This window comes from Lysinibacillus macroides, assembly GCF_001281525.1.
In the GTDB taxonomy this organism is placed as follows: domain Bacteria; phylum Bacillota; class Bacilli; order Bacillales_A; family Planococcaceae; genus Lysinibacillus; species Lysinibacillus macroides.
The window spans coordinates 1377783-1393015 of record NZ_LGCI01000005.1; the positions used below are offsets into that span (position 1 = coordinate 1377783).

General features: G+C 39.6%; 18 protein-coding genes and 1 riboswitch. Of the genes, 14 read left to right on the forward strand and 4 right to left on the reverse strand.

All coding sequences use genetic code 11. From position 1 onward, the window contains the following. The first annotated feature begins 144 nt into the window (after positions 1-144). The 4 genes from ADM90_RS09610 (at position 145) to ADM90_RS09625 (ending at position 2665) form a co-directional block, all read left to right on the forward strand. Positions 145-1047 (forward strand): hypothetical protein, encoded by a 903-nt coding sequence (locus tag ADM90_RS09610; protein ID WP_053994745.1) that lies wholly within the window; start codon positions 145-147, stop codon positions 1045-1047. A gap of 62 nt (positions 1048-1109) precedes the next feature. After that, positions 1110-2087, forward strand: coding sequence for a thymidylate synthase (locus ADM90_RS09615; RefSeq protein WP_053994746.1), 978 nt, complete (start codon positions 1110-1112; stop codon positions 2085-2087). 128 nt (positions 2088-2215) lie between these two features. Then, positions 2216-2413 (forward strand): hypothetical protein, encoded by a 198-nt coding sequence (locus tag ADM90_RS09620; protein WP_053994747.1) that lies wholly within the window; start codon positions 2216-2218, stop codon positions 2411-2413. A 45-nt stretch (positions 2414-2458) separates the two neighbouring features. Continuing rightward, positions 2459-2665, forward strand: a complete 207-nt coding sequence (locus ADM90_RS09625; RefSeq protein WP_053994748.1) for a hypothetical protein — start codon at positions 2459-2461, stop codon at positions 2663-2665. Between the two features lie 60 nt (positions 2666-2725). Here the strand turns inward: ADM90_RS09625 and ADM90_RS09630 are convergent, their stop codons facing one another. Further along, positions 2726-3679 carry a DUF4179 domain-containing protein gene (locus ADM90_RS09630; protein ID WP_053994749.1) on the reverse strand — a complete coding sequence of 318 codons (954 nt, stop codon included), beginning with the start codon at positions 3677-3679 and terminating at the stop codon, positions 2726-2728. A 2-nt stretch (positions 3680-3681) separates the two neighbouring features. Continuing rightward, positions 3682-4191: a sigma-70 family RNA polymerase sigma factor gene (locus tag ADM90_RS09635; RefSeq protein WP_053994750.1), complete on the reverse strand. Its 510-nt coding sequence runs from the start codon at positions 4189-4191 to the stop codon at positions 3682-3684. 235 nt (positions 4192-4426) lie between these two features. On the opposite strand from ADM90_RS09635, the gene aspA reads away from it, so the two are divergent. Then, complete coding sequence (aspA, locus tag ADM90_RS09640) at positions 4427-5848, forward strand: aspartate ammonia-lyase (protein WP_200908526.1); 1422 nt, start codon at positions 4427-4429, stop codon at positions 5846-5848. Between the two features lie 53 nt (positions 5849-5901). On the opposite strand, the gene ADM90_RS09645 is transcribed toward aspA, so the two are convergent. Further along, positions 5902-6315 carry a hypothetical protein gene (locus ADM90_RS09645; protein ID WP_200908527.1) on the reverse strand — a complete coding sequence of 138 codons (414 nt, stop codon included), beginning with the start codon at positions 6313-6315 and terminating at the stop codon, positions 5902-5904. A gap of 94 nt (positions 6316-6409) precedes the next feature. Between ADM90_RS09645 and ADM90_RS09650 the strand changes: the two genes are divergently transcribed. Further along, complete coding sequence (locus ADM90_RS09650; protein ID WP_053994752.1) at positions 6410-6787, forward strand: PH domain-containing protein; 378 nt, start codon at positions 6410-6412, stop codon at positions 6785-6787. Between the two features lie 80 nt (positions 6788-6867). Here ADM90_RS09650 and ADM90_RS09655 read toward each other — a convergent pair whose 3' ends face one another. Further along, a complete protein-coding gene (locus ADM90_RS09655; RefSeq protein ID WP_053994753.1) occupies positions 6868-8010 on the reverse strand; it encodes an MFS transporter in 1143 nt (380 codons plus the stop codon). Between the two features lie 197 nt (positions 8011-8207). Between ADM90_RS09655 and ADM90_RS09660 the strand changes: the two genes are divergently transcribed. The 8 genes from ADM90_RS09660 to ADM90_RS09695 all read left to right on the forward strand — a co-directional run bounded on the left by ADM90_RS09660 (position 8208) and on the right by ADM90_RS09695 (position 14781). Next, positions 8208-9179, forward strand: a complete 972-nt coding sequence (locus ADM90_RS09660) for a VOC family protein (protein ID WP_053994754.1) — start codon at positions 8208-8210, stop codon at positions 9177-9179. A 26-nt stretch (positions 9180-9205) separates the two neighbouring features. Beyond that, positions 9206-9937 (forward strand): PIG-L deacetylase family protein, encoded by a 732-nt coding sequence (locus ADM90_RS09665; RefSeq protein WP_200908528.1) that lies wholly within the window; start codon positions 9206-9208, stop codon positions 9935-9937. Further along, positions 9937-10647 carry a 4-carboxy-4-hydroxy-2-oxoadipate aldolase/oxaloacetate decarboxylase gene (locus tag ADM90_RS09670; protein ID WP_053994755.1) on the forward strand — a complete coding sequence of 237 codons (711 nt, stop codon included), beginning with the start codon at positions 9937-9939 and terminating at the stop codon, positions 10645-10647. The genes ADM90_RS09665 and ADM90_RS09670 overlap by 1 nt, the downstream gene beginning before the upstream one ends. Positions 10648-10660: 13 nt before the next feature. Continuing rightward, the gene (locus tag ADM90_RS09675) at positions 10661-11041 is read left to right on the forward strand and encodes a RidA family protein (RefSeq protein ID WP_053994756.1); all 381 of its coding nucleotides are present in this window, start codon (positions 10661-10663) and stop codon (positions 11039-11041) included. 32 nt (positions 11042-11073) lie between these two features. Continuing rightward, entirely contained in the window at positions 11074-12087 is a 1014-nt protein-coding gene (locus ADM90_RS09680) for a TRAP transporter substrate-binding protein (RefSeq protein WP_053994757.1), read from the forward strand. 103 nt (positions 12088-12190) lie between these two features. Beyond that, on the forward strand, positions 12191-12706 hold the full coding sequence (locus ADM90_RS09685) for a TRAP transporter small permease (protein WP_053994758.1): 516 nt from the start codon (positions 12191-12193) through the stop codon (positions 12704-12706). Beyond that, on the forward strand, positions 12703-13980 hold the full coding sequence (locus ADM90_RS09690) for a TRAP transporter large permease (protein WP_053994759.1): 1278 nt from the start codon (positions 12703-12705) through the stop codon (positions 13978-13980). Before ADM90_RS09685 ends, ADM90_RS09690 begins: the two co-directional genes overlap by 4 nt. Before the next feature lie 159 nt (positions 13981-14139). Beyond that, positions 14140-14781, forward strand: coding sequence for a GntR family transcriptional regulator (locus ADM90_RS09695; protein WP_053994760.1), 642 nt, complete (start codon positions 14140-14142; stop codon positions 14779-14781). Between the two features lie 241 nt (positions 14782-15022). After that, a riboswitch (cobalamin riboswitch) is annotated at positions 15023-15206 on the forward strand. The last annotated feature ends 27 nt before the right edge of the window (positions 15207-15233 follow it).

The window sequence follows — 15233 nt, forward strand, 5'->3', positions numbered from 1 at the left end:
TCGCTAATAATTGTTAATTTTGGAATACCGAAATGATGGGTTTCGGAAAACCACTATTGCTTTTTCGGAATAACGAAATAGTTTTTTCGGACAAGCTTATGATAGGGTGAAATAAAGAGTTGTGACGAAAAGGAGGAGTATTGCGTGAAAAATGGTAGTTTAACACTTATTTTGTTGTTTCTTATCGCTATCATCGCCAATCCATTGACCGCAATTGCTAAAACTACGGATCAGGAGAAAGTTAAAGTCGAAATTTGTATGATCGGTAGTGATAATTATTTTGTCTATAAAATTCCAAAGCATTTACATAAGGATATCCCCTATACAGAAATGAGCAATGGTATTCAATCCACCTTAGCTAGTCATTGGCAGATCGAGGATGCCTATTATCAGACGGAGCAGTCAGATGTTGCCTATACCTTTTATATTCAAGATTTATTTCAAAAGAAGCAGGATGGTCAGCTAAAAGTGGCTATTCCTTATCGTATTTTAGTAGGAATGTTTGGAGAGCAAGATCCGATTCAATTGCGTATTTTAGCAAGTAAGCTATCAGAGTGGACCGTCAATACAAAGGACTGGGCAGCACTGGGCTTTATGGAGCCTCTTACTTCATTTAGTGAGCGCGAGTATATTTATGAGGGGGCTGTTCATGATCTGTTAAGCCAACGTGTTGGGCATTTTGATGGGACTATTCATAAAGGTCAATTCTTCACCTATAGCTTGCTATACTTTGGATTTATCGGCATCCAGCTACTAGCCTGCTTTCTATTATCCAGAAAGTTAAAACGCAAGGTGATTAATAATCCAGAAAATATGCATCATTTTCGCAAGCTCAATTATATGTATCAAATTGTGCCAATAACGATTATTATAGGTCAGGTTATCTTCCTTGTGCTATCAGGTTTGATGACAGCCTTTAGTCTCTATTTTAGTGCAGGCATTGATTTACTGATGATTGTTGGACCGATCTTGTTAAATATTATCCTGCTTCCAACCTTTTTCGTCACAGCAGAGAGTAAAATTTCACGAGAGCTGAATAATCTTTAACGAAAAAATACAATGAAATGATATAATGATCAACAGCAAACTTGAAGGAGCTGTTGAGAACAATGACACATCCAGAAATGGCGTACTTACATTTACTACAACATATATTGGAGCATGGCGCGAAAAAAGAGGATCGTACAGGCACAGGCACGTATAGTATCTTCGGCTACCAAATGCGCTTTGATTTAAGCAAGGGCTTTCCGCTCCTCACAACAAAGCGCGTACCTTTTAAGCTTGTTGCCAGTGAATTACTATGGTTTATAAAAGGCGATACCAATATTCGTTATTTATTGCAGCATAATAATCATATATGGAATGAATGGGCATTTAAGAAATGGGTGGAATCTGACGAATATACAGGGCCTGATATGACGGATTTTGGCCGACGCTGTTTAGTGGACGAATCCTTTAATACCCTTTATCAGCAAGAGCTTGCATTATTTTGCGAGCGCATTTTAACAGACGATGCTTTTGCCGAAAAATATGGTGATCTTGGCAATGTCTATGGCAAGCAATGGCGTCGTTGGACAAATTCAGAGGGGCAGGAAATTGACCAATTACAAGATGTGATTGACCAAATTAAAACAAATCCAGACTCTCGTAGATTGATTGTGAATGCATGGAATCCTGAGGATGTTATCAATGCAGGTGCAAAGGGTAGCAAATCAGCGCTACCGCCATGTCATGTGATGTTCCAATTTTATGTGACAGATGGTAAGCTAAGCTGCCAATTAATGCAACGAAGCTTAGATACACTGCTAGGTTGTCCATTTAATATTGCCTCCTACGCCTTGTTAACGCATCTAGTTGCCCATGAATGTGGGTTAGAGGTAGGCGAGTTTATTCATAGCATTGGGGATGCTCATATCTATACCAATCATGTGGAGCAAGTAAAGGAGCAGCTTTCACGTACACCTAAAGACTTACCAACACTACACATTAATCCTGCGAAAACCTCTATTTTTGAGATAGAGCTGGAGGATTTATCGATTGAAGGCTATGATCCGCATCCTACGATTAAAGCACCAATCGCTGTATAAAGAAGCAGCAGCCGTCATGGTTGCTGTTTTTTCAAAAGATAAAATAGATGGATCAGTGGTTGACATAAAAAGTAAAAAATGTTTATATTAATAGTGGAATTATTTGGAACTATAGATGTGTAAATTGAATGATAGAGGTGAAAGCTGTGGAAAAAACAATGGTATGTCAGGTAGATGAACATATACAGCAGTCTCGTCGGCAAATAATTGCCAAACGACGACAGAAGCTTTCTGCCAACACGTTAAAATTGTCGCAACAGCAAATTCACGAAATAATGCAAGTCATCGAGGAGATTCGGTTAAAAGGCTATCAAGAAACACTATAAATGAAAGCGCCTCCTAAGCTATAATAGCTTAGGAGGTGTTTTTTGGTGAACGTAGTTTTCGTTGATTCATTTTCTGGAGAGGAGCTGCTGCAAATGGTGTCACAGGATGTAGCAGGTGTTTTGGCAGCAGCCCAAGGAGAAAGTGTGACATTCCCTGTCGGTCATTTTAAATATGAATTTCATAATTTAGACTTTTATGAGGAAGAGGGGCACATCCGTCAAGAATTAGTGATTTATGTAAAGAAAGTATAAAAGGATGGTCGTGTTTTAAGACGACCATCCTGAAAAAAACCAATCAGTGGGTTTACTTTATTATGGCTGCACGACTAGCTGTTCACTTTTCTTCGTGCCGATATAAAGAGCTTGCTTGCTAAAGAATGCGCCTGGGAAATGCAGTATACCTGAGCCATCATCCTCATGTGTGGCGGAATCCCACATGTAGCGCTCACCATTTTTGTCAAATAGCGCAAAATCGGGCTTTTGCGAAGCGTTGCTATAGTAGATGGTTGTTGAAATAGGGGTTGTAACGATGCGTTCAACTGTCAAGCTTTGTCCATCCGCTAGTGTTATAGGCTGCTGAATTGGGTATTCTTTTGTTTGCTGTTGAACGGCTGCCTGTGTTGCTACAACATTGAATGTCCAAGGCTCCTCCAAAAGCTGTCCAAACGGCTGTGTACCATTTGGCAACAGCATACGGTTATAGCTTAATTGTATAGATACTTGTGCGGCGTCTACTGGCTGCGGCAGCTTGATTTCACTATAGATGGTAAACATCGCATCATTTTGCTCAATGGACTGTGCGCTATAGCCTACATCGTCAATTGGCTGTCCATCGATAGAAATCGTTGGCAAAAGCTGATGGCGATAGGAAAATGCTTGCTTATCAGCTGGCTGTAATGTTGCGCTGACAAGGATTTTATCGTAGTCAAGCAGTACCTCATTGACCGTTAAAGCACCAAATTGTGTTGTGACGGTTTGACCTACAACGTTTTTATAGTCACCCCAATCGACGGCTTTATCCTGCCGCCATTCCTCCAATAAACTAGCGACAAATGGCATATTAGCAATGCTTTGATGCTGAAAGATAACAATACTGAGCGCTAAAATAGCGACAGTACCAAGGCGATAGCCAATACGGCGACGTTTCCTAGGCAATTGTTTAACAATACGGCGCTTTAGTCTTTTCTGCTCTAGCTTTGTCAGGGGCTGCTCCTCAAATTCAGTAGTATCTATTGTAATATCATTAAAATCCTTATACATACCCATTGCTACACCTCATCCTTTAAAAATAATGTGCGTAATTTTTGACGACTGCGTGATAATTTATTATGCACCCATGATGCTTTTGTCTGGTAGTGCTGGGCAATTTCCTTCGCTGCTAGTCCCTCAAAATAGTATTTTTGAAAAATCTCCTGCTCCTTTTGTGGTAATTGACGAAGGATTGTGTGCCAATCTAGCTCGACGTCTTGCGTTGTTGCAAGTTGCTCAGGTAATTCAACGGTGGTCTGCTGCCGTTCTATTTTTCTTAGCCTATCAATGGCTTTAAATTTGGCAATCACCGCAATCCAGTTTTTAAAGTCATTTTTCGTTGCATCAAAATCATCAATATGATACCAAATGGCTACAACAATATCTGCCATACATTCCTCCATTTCCTGCGGTCTGCCTGCAATATATTTGCGTACAATGGCGTTCAATAAGCCGCCATAGTGTTCAAGTAATAAAGTTACGCCCAGTTCTTGTTTTTGCCGAATGGCTTGAAGTATTTGTTTGTCCATGACACACCTCTCTAAACGTTTTTTCGCGAAAAGTCCGTTCACTCTTATATTCGTTGGGATTGTCAAAACCTATCATATTTTTAAAAAAATAAATAAGAACTTTCCCCATCTTCTAAAATAAGCTCATTTTTAAGCAGATTTTTTACTTTTTCAAGAAAGACCGTAAAATGCCTGTTTACAATCCTGCATTAATTAGCTACTATCAAGGATGAGTATCACATAAAAGGAGACGACAATGATGTCAACACAACGTATAGAAAAAGATTTTTTAGGTGAACGCATACTACCAGCAGAGGCGTATTATGGGATTCAAACATTACGTGCAACGGAAAATTTCCCAATTACAGGTTACACAATCCATCCAGCATTAATTAAAGCAATGGGCATTGTGAAGAAAGCGGCTGCACTTAGTAATATGGAGGTTCACCTATTATCGAAGGATATTGGGGAGGCAATTGTCGAAGCAGCACAAGAGGTTATTGATGGCAAATGGGATGCACAATTTATTGTAGATCCAATTCAAGGTGGAGCAGGTACCTCCATTAATATGAATGCCAATGAAGTTATCGCTAACCGTGCCCTAGAAATTTTAGGGAAAGAAAAGGGTGACTATCACACAGTAAGTCCAAACAGTCATGTCAATATGTCACAATCTACAAATGATGCTTTTCCGACAGCTATTCATATCGCTGTGTTACATTTAATAGATGAATTACTAGTAACGATGGATACAATGCAGGCTGTATTCCATCAAAAGGCAGAACAATTTGCACATGTCATTAAAATGGGACGTACCCATTTGCAGGATGCTGTGCCTATTCGCTTAGGGCAAGAGTTTGAAGCGTATTGCCGCGTCATTAACCGTGATATTGTACGTATTCGCCAAACGCGTCCAAATTTATATGATGTCAATATGGGAGCAACGGCTGTTGGCACAGGCTTAAATGCCTTCCCTGATTATATTAAAACAGTGGATGAGCATCTTGCTGAAATTTCTGGTTTCCCGTTAAAAGGTGCAACCCATTTAGTGGATGCAACACAAAATACCGATGCCTATACAGAAGTATCAGGGGCATTAAAAATTTGTATGATTAATATGTCAAAAATCGCCAATGACTTACGCTTAATGGCTTCTGGTCCACGTGCGGGCTTAGCAGAAATTGTCTTACCAGCGCGTCAGCCAGGATCATCCATTATGCCAGGTAAGGTCAACCCTGTTATGCCTGAGGTACTCAACCAAGTGGCGTTCCAAGTAATTGGCAATGACCATACAATTTCATTGGCATCTGAGGCTGGCCAATTAGAATTAAACGTGATGGAGCCTGTATTAGTCTTTAATCTGATCCAATCCATCAGCATCATGAATAATGTTTTCCATGCGTTTACAGAAAATTGCTTAAAGGATATTGAGGCAAATGAAGAGCGCATGAAGGAATATGTTGAGAAAAGTGTAGGGGTGCTCACGGCCGTTAACCCACATATCGGCTATGAGGTGGCTGCTCGTCTTGCACGTGAGGCAATTTTAACAGGTCGCTCTATTCGTGAGCTTTGTATTGAAGCAAATGTGTTAACGAGCGAGCAACTGGACTTAATTTTAGACCCATATGAAATGACACACCCAGGCATTGCGGGTTCTAGCATGATGCAACTTAAATAATTTAGCTAGACTGTAGATAGGTCTTTTAGACAATCTACAGTCTTTTTTCTAGCCTATAAATTTTGTCCAGTAGTTTCTTTTGTTTCCTGAGAAAGCAGTGTACGTAGTGATACTGCGGCTTCTTCTGTAAGGGTATAGAGCGTATGTGTATCTGCTGCCGCCATTAAGCTACCTTTTTGCCCCTCTTGCCCTAACCATAGATAATAATGGGATTTCTGCCCCTTTGCCTTGACAAGCTGTAAATCAAATTCAGGTTCCGCAACATCCACAACTCCCTCCTGCTGCACCGCAGTTGTGATGGCATGTTGGAAGACATCCAATGCTGCTTTGTCTGTATAGATTGCAAAAAAATCATCATTCATTTCGCCAAATCCTTGGCTTTCAGAAATGCTCACTTTAGTAAGCTGTCCCTGACCGCAGCCCGTAACGATCACTAGAAGCAGTAATAATAAAAGGATACGCCCCATTGTAGTCATCACCTCACCTTATTATACAATAAACAGGCTGATGCTGTCGTAGGCTTAGTTCCTTTGTAATATAGTAGAAAAAAGGAGGGGACAGATGGGTTTATTTGATGGATTAATCGGCAATGCAAGTGAGGTGAATTTGGAAAAATTACAGGAGGAGGTCAAGGATCTATTAATCACCAATGAAACAATCCAGAATGCCTATAAGATTATTCGAGACACCTTTATTTTTACGGATAAACGATTGATTTTAATTGATAAGCAGGGCGTCACAGGCAAGAAAACGGACTATCATTCTATTCCCTATAAAAATATTGTTCATTTCTCTGTGGAAACCGCAGGCACATTTGATTTAGATGCAGAGCTAAAGATCTGGGTTTCAGGCAGTCAATCACCGATACAAAAAAACTTTAACAAGTCGACAAATATTTATAAAGTTCAAGGTGTCTTAGCGAAGTATGTGTTAGGGTAGGCCCATTGATGGTAATCTAGCAAGGATTAAAAAGCCCACATTTTATGTGAGGCTTTTTTAGTGTGTTAGCATATGGAGCTCTACGTTTTAGATTTTTTCAATGGTTGAAGCAAGGACCTACCACTCAGCACGAAGAGGATAGTATTGAACCAAAATATTGGAAAAAAACCTAAAAAGCTAATGCTGCCAAATAGGATAGGGACAGTAAATTGCACAGCTTTATTAACGGTTAAGCGAATACCTAATACTTCTCCTGTGTGACCTGCTGGTGAATGGTCATATGCCATCACAATGGATAAGGGCTGACAGCAACCAAGACCCAAGCCCATTATAAACGACAGCAGGGCTAATAGTGGAACGGTTGTGACAAATGGCATAAAGAAAAATGTAGCTCCAGCAATGAGTAAACAGCCACCAATAATTTGTGCTGACGTAAATTTACGCTGTAAAACGTGCATCAGTAAGCGTGAAAGTATAAATGCACACGCGTTGATACTAACTAATACACCAATGATTGAAGCGGATAAGCCAAGGGAATCCGTATAAATGGGAAAATAAAACTCAAATAAACCGACCCCTGTTAAAATCACCCCACTAGTTATAAACACTTGTTTTAGCTGGGGATGAAAGAGCAACTGTAAAAAGCTGCGCTCCTCTACGCTCTCCTTTAACGTAGCCTTCTTTTTCCTAATAGGTATAAATAAAAAAAACACGCCAGGAATCACAGCAAAAATCCCCAACACCATATAAGCAATACGATAATGAAAGAAATCAATAGCGCCCCCAACAATTAACGGCCCAATTAAATTAGCAATGGATACAGATAATGTATAGATACCATAATTTTTAGCACGAGTGGCGGAAGTGCTGACAGTGCCAATTAAATTTTGACTGCTCACCACCGTTAAAATCTGGAATAAACCGAAGCTTAGTTGCACAGCTAATAATACATATAAATGATTGTGGAAAAAGTATGGCACAAATAATGACAGCGCTGCGCCAATCATGCCTATTGCTAATAAATAATTGATCGCGATCCGATCCGATAATCTACCTGCATAAGAGGCGAGTAACATCGGAAATAGAGAACCGAGCGCTAGAAGAATGCCTAAAATCGTAGGACTAGCCTCTAAATGTAAGCCCGTCAACGTTACTAACATAATATTTCCCTTTAAGCTAATTTGAAAAAGTAAGGTTAAAAAAACAATCACATATACATTCATTACTACACATCCGTTTAACAATTTTGTTGAACAATTACATTGTAAAACGAATAAAATAATTGTCAACCAGTTATACCAATTAGCCCTCATTGTGAATTTATTATTTTAAATATTTAGAAAAATATTGACTGTAAACAAAATAGTGTTTTATAATTGGTTTGCAATATTGTTCAACAATTATCGAAGGGGTGATAGCAATGGGAGAAGTTCTGAAGGAAGCAATTGATGATATTGCGCATATTGCACATGTGGAGTTGTTTACACCAACACTACAGGAAAGTATTGATTTCTTCTATGAAAGCTTAGGGTTAGAAATTGTCAAGCAAACAGCAAACAAGGCCTATATGCGTTGCTGGGGTGACTATGAGCAATACTCTATTATTTTAACGCAAGCCGATGAACCAGGTGTGGGGCATACTGCTTTTCGTGTTAAAAGCCCACAGGCATTAGAGCGTCGTGTGATAGCCATTGAGGAAGCAGGTGTTCAAGGGAAATGGATTGAGGCTGATTTTGGTCATGGACGTGCTTATCAATATCATGGACCAGATGGTCATTTAATGGAGCTTTATTTTGAAACGGAAAAATATCAAGCGCCTGAACATTTACGCCCAACCTTAAAAAATCAACCACAAAAATTTTTAGGGCGAGGGGCAGCGGTTAAAAATTTAGACCATATTAATTTTTTATCGTCTGATCCTGAAAAAGATGGTGATTTTGCTGAGCATGTACTCGGTTTACGTTTAACAGAACAAATTCGTTTAGACAATGGCACACGTCCAGCCGTTTGGTATCGTGCTAATAGCAAGTCCTATGAGCTTGTCTACACAAAAGATGCAACTGAAGCAAAGGCCCGCTTCCATCATTTAGCCTTGTCAGTAGATACCAATGAAGGCATTTGGCGCGCGGCAAATTTATTTGTCGATCAAAATGTCTTTATCGAATTTGCACCAAGTAAACATGCGATTAACCAAACGTATTTTGTGTATGTGTATGAGCCAGGCGGTAACCGTATCGAAATTTGCTCTGGTGGCTACTTAGTAGTAGACCCAGACTTTGAGCCAATTACATGGACAGAGCAGGAACGTAAGCGTGGTCAAGCTTGGGGCAATAAAACCATTGAAAGCTTCCATACATATGGAACGCCAATTGTCAAAGAGTTTGTGAAATAAATGAATGCTATATCGGAGGGATAAGGATGATTGATTCAACAACAAACGTACTCATTGTGAGTGCACATGCCGCAGACTTTGTATGGCGCAGTGGTGGTGCTATTGCAAAATATGTGAAACAGGGTGCAAACGTCCATTTAGTTATTTTAAGTTATGGTGCTCGGGGTGAGTCCAATGATTTATGGAATATAGAGGGACAAACATTAGAAAACGTAAAAGCGCAACGTAAAGCAGAGCTTGAGGCAGCCGCTAAATGCCTAGGTGTGACCAATATTGAAATTTGGGATTACCAAGATTATCATATGAGGCTTGATGAAGAGCGTATGGAACGTTTAGTTTACAAAATACGTGCTGTCCAGCCACATATCATTATTACACACGGTCCTCGTGACGCATTTAATCCTGATCATGAAGCCGTCTCAAAATTTGTCTTTGATGCTAGCGTACTATCCACTTCCAACGGTGTACGTTTAGAGGGGACAAAGACGGCAAAGCAAGCGAAAATCTTTGGCTTTGAACCTCATCAATCTGAGATCTCTGACTTCAAGCCAGATGTGATTTTAGATATTTCAGAAGTATATGAGCAAAAGAAAGCAGCGATGGAATGCTTTAAGGCGCAAAAACACTTAATTCAGTACTATGGCTATAAAGCAGAGCTACGTGGCAATCATGCGCGCCGTTGCTCTGGTAACAACGACTATAAACAAGCGGAGGCATTCAGCAGATTCTTCCCCTATGTTGGATGTGAATTTGTGTAATGCAAAAATATGTGGTTAAAGAGATTCAGCGTCCAACACTAGCACTCTTGCAGCAATATCATCAACTAGATGTTTCCACGGTTTATGAGGCACAAGGCAAGCAAGGAATTATGAACTCGCGCCTAAAGCCAATTTTATCGAATAAGATGATTGTCGGGCCTGCTGTCACTGTTATTTGTCAGGCGGGTGACAATCTTATGATTCATGCAGCCATTGAAGTGTGTAAACCAGGCGATATTTTGGTCATTACTACAGCAGGCGATTGTGTAGCAGGAATGATTGGTGAATTAATCGTCACAGCGTTAATGAAAAAAGGTGTTCAGGGTGTCATTATTGATTCGGGGATTCGAGATGTTCGACAGCTTCGTGCATTAGACTTCCCTGTTTGGACACGTGATATTTTATCGCAGGGAACAAACAAAATTAAGGGCGGCTGGGTCAATGCACCAGCAAACTGCGGAGATGTTACAGTAGCACCTGGTGACTTAATTATGGCAGATGATGATGGAGTCGTTGTCATTAAAAAAGAAGACCTGCAAAGCACATTGGATTTATCCAATGCCCGCCTTAGAAAAGAAGAGGGTACAAAGGCGAAAATTGACAGTGGTCAAATTAGTGTAGATTTCTACAATTTGCGCCCTGTTTTAGAGGCAGAAGGCGTTGTTTATTATGAAAATGAAGAAGAATTATTACAGGCTAAACATTCATAAGGGGGCGTAAGGGATGGTAAAGCGTGAGGTATTGCATATTAAAGGCTCTGAACATCAAAATCCAATTCCTACTGCTGTGAAAATTGGCAATATGGTTTATACATCTGCCTTAATCGGCTCAGATCCAGAAACAGGGGAGATGCCGGAGGATGTCAATAAGGAAATTCGCAATCTCTTTTATTACGTAGAAGAAATTATGAAGGCTGCGGGGGGGACTACCGACAATATTGCCCACCTTAGCGTCTATATGGTGGATCGAAAATATAAGGAAAATGTCAATATTGAATGGCTAAAAATGTTTCCACATGCGGATAATCGTCCAGCACGCCATACAACAGAAAAAAGCTTACGACAGGGTTTACGTGTGCAATTTGAAATGACCGCTGTACTTTAATGTTCGGTATTCAATAAAAAGGGGTGGAAGTCATGAAGAAATGGTTTTGTATGCTAGTATTAGGTGCTTTAGCAGTAGTATTAGCGGCTTGTGGTGGTGATTCAACAGGTGGTGGGTCAGGCGATACATCGGATGCAGACAAGGGGCAAGCTTACACATTTAAGCTAGGTCATGAAGCAGCCGATTCACATATTAAGTTTAAAGTTGCTGAAAAGTTCGCTGAGGAGCTTGAAAAAAATTCAGATGGTCGTATGAAGGTAAATATCTATCCAGCCAATCAATTGGGCAAAGAAGCGGATATGCAGCAGCAAGTGGAGTCGGGCACTTTAGATTTTGCCATTTTAAGTAATGGGACGATGAGTAGTATTTCTGAATCGATTAATGGGTGGTTTATGCCCTATTTGTTTGAGGATTTAGAGGCAGCCGCTAAAGCCTCAAGCTCTGAGCCTGCTAAACAGATGATGACAGACCTTGAAGATAAAAGCATGATAGGCTATGGTGTTTTCTTTGCAGGTCAACGCCACATTATCGCTAGTAAAGGGCTTCAATCTGTAGCAGATTTAAAAGGGTTAAAAATCCGTATTCCTGGTAGCCCTGTGTTCGAATCTTATTATAAAGCTTTAGGGGCGGGCCCAGCTTCCATGCCTTTACCAGAGGTTTATACATCCTTATCAACAGGGGTAATTGATGCAGTGGATACGGATTTAGATGCAGCGGTATCACAAAAATTTTACGAAGCAGCAGAAGTGCTTACGTTAACAGGTCATATTGTTTTCCCAGAAGTAGTCATTGGCAGCAAAAATGTCATAGATGGCTTAAGTGAAGAAGATCGTCAAATCATAGCAGATACTTGGCAATCCGTGATTGATTGGGGTGTACAAGAAGGGATCGCTAAAAACGACGCATTGTTACAAGAGTTAAAAGATTTAGGTGTGACAGTAAATGAAATCTCTGACCTTACAGCATTTAAAGAAGTAAGTAAGAGTGTCTATGAGCAATACTCTTCAAACGATACCATTAAAGCATTTATTGAAGCGAATCAATAGCTAGACGTGGCTGTCCATTCAGCGCTGTTAGAAAATGTGAGGGGTGGTAGGGGTGTTCAACAACATTCCTACCGTTCTTATTTTGCAGAGGAGGAAGGTAAAGATGAAAATAATAGCGACGATTAGCACTACTCTCTATAAAATGGAAAAGGTACTAGCTGTTATTTTAATGAGTGTGATGCTAGGGAGTATTGCCTTAGGTGTGGTATTTCGATACTTCTTCGGTAACCCTTTAACTTGGACAGATGAATTGGCGGTCTATATGCTGATTTGGCTAACCTTTGTAGGGGGAAGCATGAGCGTTAAAAGTGGGAAAGCTGCTAGCTTAGATTTAGTCTTTGAAAGAGTACAATTAATATGGAAGAAAATCTTTTTAATCGTCGGCTATGCCTGTGCGATCCTCTTTGCGGCGATTGTAGCGTATATGGCGATTCAGTGGATTTCAAACCCTTCCATTCAAACAAAAATATCACCTGGATTAAAAATTTCGATGTTTTTACCTTATCTAGCTATTCCATTTGGCTTAGTGTGCTTAACGGTGCATTCCTTTCATCATTTCATTCAAGCATTTACATATAAAGAGAACGATACAGGGGATGAGGGGAGTGAGGTAAAATGACAGCAACGCTAATTGTATTTTTTCTGCTGCTATTATTAAAAGTGCCAATTGCCTTAATTTTAGGGATTGTTAGCCTAGTTTATATTGTGGTGACTCAACAATTTTTCTTATTAAACAATATACCTCAGCAGCTATTCTCAGGGGTACAAAGCTTTAGCCTATTAGCCATTCCCTTATTTATGTTAGCTGGAGAGCTTATGAATGCCTCAGGAATTACAGTTCGTTTAATCGAATTTGCCAAAAAATCAGTAGGTCACTTTAGAGGGGGACTTGCCTATGTAAACGTTGTGGCCAATATGTTCTTAGCCTCGATTATTGGCTCGGCAACAGCACAAACAGCGATGATGAGTAAAATTATGATTCCTGAAATGGAAAAAGCGGGCTATAAACGCGAGTTTGCAGCGGCAACCACTGCATCCGCTGCCATGCTAGGGCCGATTATCCCACCAAGCATGCTATTTATCATTTATGCTGTTGGCGCGAGTGTCTCGGTTAATGATATGTTTATGGCTGGTATAATCCCTGGTATTTTGTTAGCGCTTTCGTTTATTGTGTTAATTATGATTTTAGGCATAAAAAATAGCTATCCAAGCTCTGAAAAAGCTGCATTTCAGGAAGTTATTCGTGCATTTGTAAAAATTATTCCAGCATTACTAGTGCCAGCCTCCATTATTGTTGGTACAATTTCAGGTATATTTACAGCAACAGAATCTGCCGCAGTTGCCTGTATTGTCGCCATTTTAGTTGGGAAATTCTTTTATAAGGAACTTACATTCCAAGAGTTCCCGTCACTGTTAATTAACGCGACAATTGCTACCGCTGTTGTGACATTATTAATGTCTACTGCCAGTATGTTTGGATGGATTTTAGCGTTTGAACGTATTCCGCAAACAATGGTGGAAGTAATGGGGAATATTTCTACGAATCCATGGGTATTTTTATTATTGGTCAATATTTTCTTATTAGTAACAGGTATTTTCCTAGATGAATTAGCGGTGATGATTATTTTATTACCAATCTTTATGCCACTTGTTCATAGCTTTAATATTGACCCTGTACACTTTGGCGTTATGCTATGCTTAAATGCAACAATTGGCTTACTAACACCGCCTGTAGGTGCTGGCTTATTTATTGCCTCTAGTGTTGGTAACGTCAAGATGGAAAAATTAATTCGGGCCATCATTCCCTTCGTGCTAGTGGCTATTTTTGTGCTATTCTTAATAACGTATATTCCAGCACTCACAACATGGTTACCAAGCATAACAGATAAATAAATGCTGTGATAGCTTATATGATAATTGCCCACAAGCGGCTGTGTTGAAATCGCTATTTCAGTACAGCCCCTTTCTTATCAGCTTCTATTGTATTGTCAAAAGAACATCTTTATATTATTACTATAAGGTAATTTTAAACTATTGAAATGAGGGGTTATCTTGAAAAGGCCAACAGAAATTGCCTATGAATTTATAAAAGAAAGAATACTGGAGGGCATTTATCAACCTTCACAAAAGCTCATTGAAAATGATCTATCACTCGAAATTGGTGTGAGTCGTAATACGGTCAAAAAAGCGTTATTAAAGTTAGAACAAGAGAACCTCGTTGTATTAGAAAAAAATAAGGGCGCAACGATTAAATCCTTTTCACTCGATGAAATTAATAACTTTTTAAAAATTCGTGAAGTGTTAGAGGGATTAATTGCTTCAGATGCAGCGCAAAATATTACAGCAGAAGATTTACAAAAGCTCGACACCATTTTAATGGAAATGAAAAGTCATCTCCAAAATCATGACTTTGATGCCTATTCACAAAGCAATTTAGATTTCCATGAAGTCATTTACAATGCCTCGCATAATCAACAGGCTGTAGATATGGTCAAAATCATTAAACAGCAACTAAAAAGATTACAATTTAAAACCATTCTGGTGCCAGGGCGTAATGAAAATTCATTAGAAGAGCATCGTCATATTTTAGAAGCCTTACAAAACCATGATGCTGAGCAAGCGGAAAACTATTTAAAACGCCATGTTGAAAATATCCGCCATACCATTTTAAACAATTACAATGTCCTTTTGTAAAATAAGCATCGATGAAAAATGGACACCGCCTATAGCTAAGGCTAGTGAGAGGATCGGCAAGTACTTCTTCTGGATATATGGGTGGGAATATTTAACTGTTAATTACAAAAAAACGACATTGCATGATCGTTCTTGTAAGTGGAGTAGGACATTGAAAAAAGTTCAAAATCTAGTGTTCATTGACTTCTAAATTCCACTCCTCTACAATAAATGCTAGGAGGAATAGAATTCCTTCACAACTAAATAGCGTGTAGTAATAGGTGTAAATTGCGTGCAATTTACTTAAAAGGGAAGTCGGTGCGAATCCGACACTGTCCCGCAACTGTAAATGTGAGCGACCTTTCAGCAACCACTGTCCTTGGACGGGAAGGAGAAGGGAAGCGATGACCATAAGTCAGGAGACCTGCCTATTACAAGTACACACCATAACCTACGAGGAATAGGAGGTGGCA

Excerpts from the sequence above, each read along its gene's own strand:
- ADM90_RS09680 (WP_053994757.1), top strand. The coding sequence starts at position 11,074 with ATGAAGAAATGGTTTTGTATGCTAGTATTAGGTGCTTTAGCAGTAGTA.
- ADM90_RS09660 (WP_053994754.1), top strand. The coding sequence starts at position 8,208 with ATGGGAGAAGTTCTGAAGGAAGCAATTGATGATATTGCGCATATTGCA.
- ADM90_RS09615 (WP_053994746.1), top strand. The coding sequence starts at position 1,110 with ATGACACATCCAGAAATGGCGTACTTACATTTACTACAACATATATTG.
- ADM90_RS09675 (WP_053994756.1), top strand. The coding sequence starts at position 10,661 with ATGGTAAAGCGTGAGGTATTGCATATTAAAGGCTCTGAACATCAAAAT.
- ADM90_RS09650 (WP_053994752.1), top strand. The coding sequence starts at position 6,410 with ATGGGTTTATTTGATGGATTAATCGGCAATGCAAGTGAGGTGAATTTG.
- ADM90_RS09645 (WP_200908527.1), bottom strand. The coding sequence starts at position 6,315 with ATGGGGCGTATCCTTTTATTATTACTGCTTCTAGTGATCGTTACGGGC.
- ADM90_RS09665 (WP_200908528.1), top strand. The coding sequence starts at position 9,206 with ATGATTGATTCAACAACAAACGTACTCATTGTGAGTGCACATGCCGCA.
- ADM90_RS09635 (WP_053994750.1), bottom strand. The coding sequence starts at position 4,191 with ATGGACAAACAAATACTTCAAGCCATTCGGCAAAAACAAGAACTGGGC.
- aspA (WP_200908526.1), top strand. The coding sequence starts at position 4,427 with ATGATGTCAACACAACGTATAGAAAAAGATTTTTTAGGTGAACGCATA.
- ADM90_RS09620 (WP_053994747.1), top strand. The coding sequence starts at position 2,216 with ATGATAGAGGTGAAAGCTGTGGAAAAAACAATGGTATGTCAGGTAGAT.
- ADM90_RS09690 (WP_053994759.1), top strand. The coding sequence starts at position 12,703 with ATGACAGCAACGCTAATTGTATTTTTTCTGCTGCTATTATTAAAAGTG.
- ADM90_RS09630 (WP_053994749.1), bottom strand. The coding sequence starts at position 3,679 with ATGGGTATGTATAAGGATTTTAATGATATTACAATAGATACTACTGAA.
- ADM90_RS09655 (WP_053994753.1), bottom strand. The coding sequence starts at position 8,010 with ATGAATGTATATGTGATTGTTTTTTTAACCTTACTTTTTCAAATTAGC.
- ADM90_RS09685 (WP_053994758.1), top strand. The coding sequence starts at position 12,191 with ATGAAAATAATAGCGACGATTAGCACTACTCTCTATAAAATGGAAAAG.
- ADM90_RS09670 (WP_053994755.1), top strand. The coding sequence starts at position 9,937 with ATGCAAAAATATGTGGTTAAAGAGATTCAGCGTCCAACACTAGCACTC.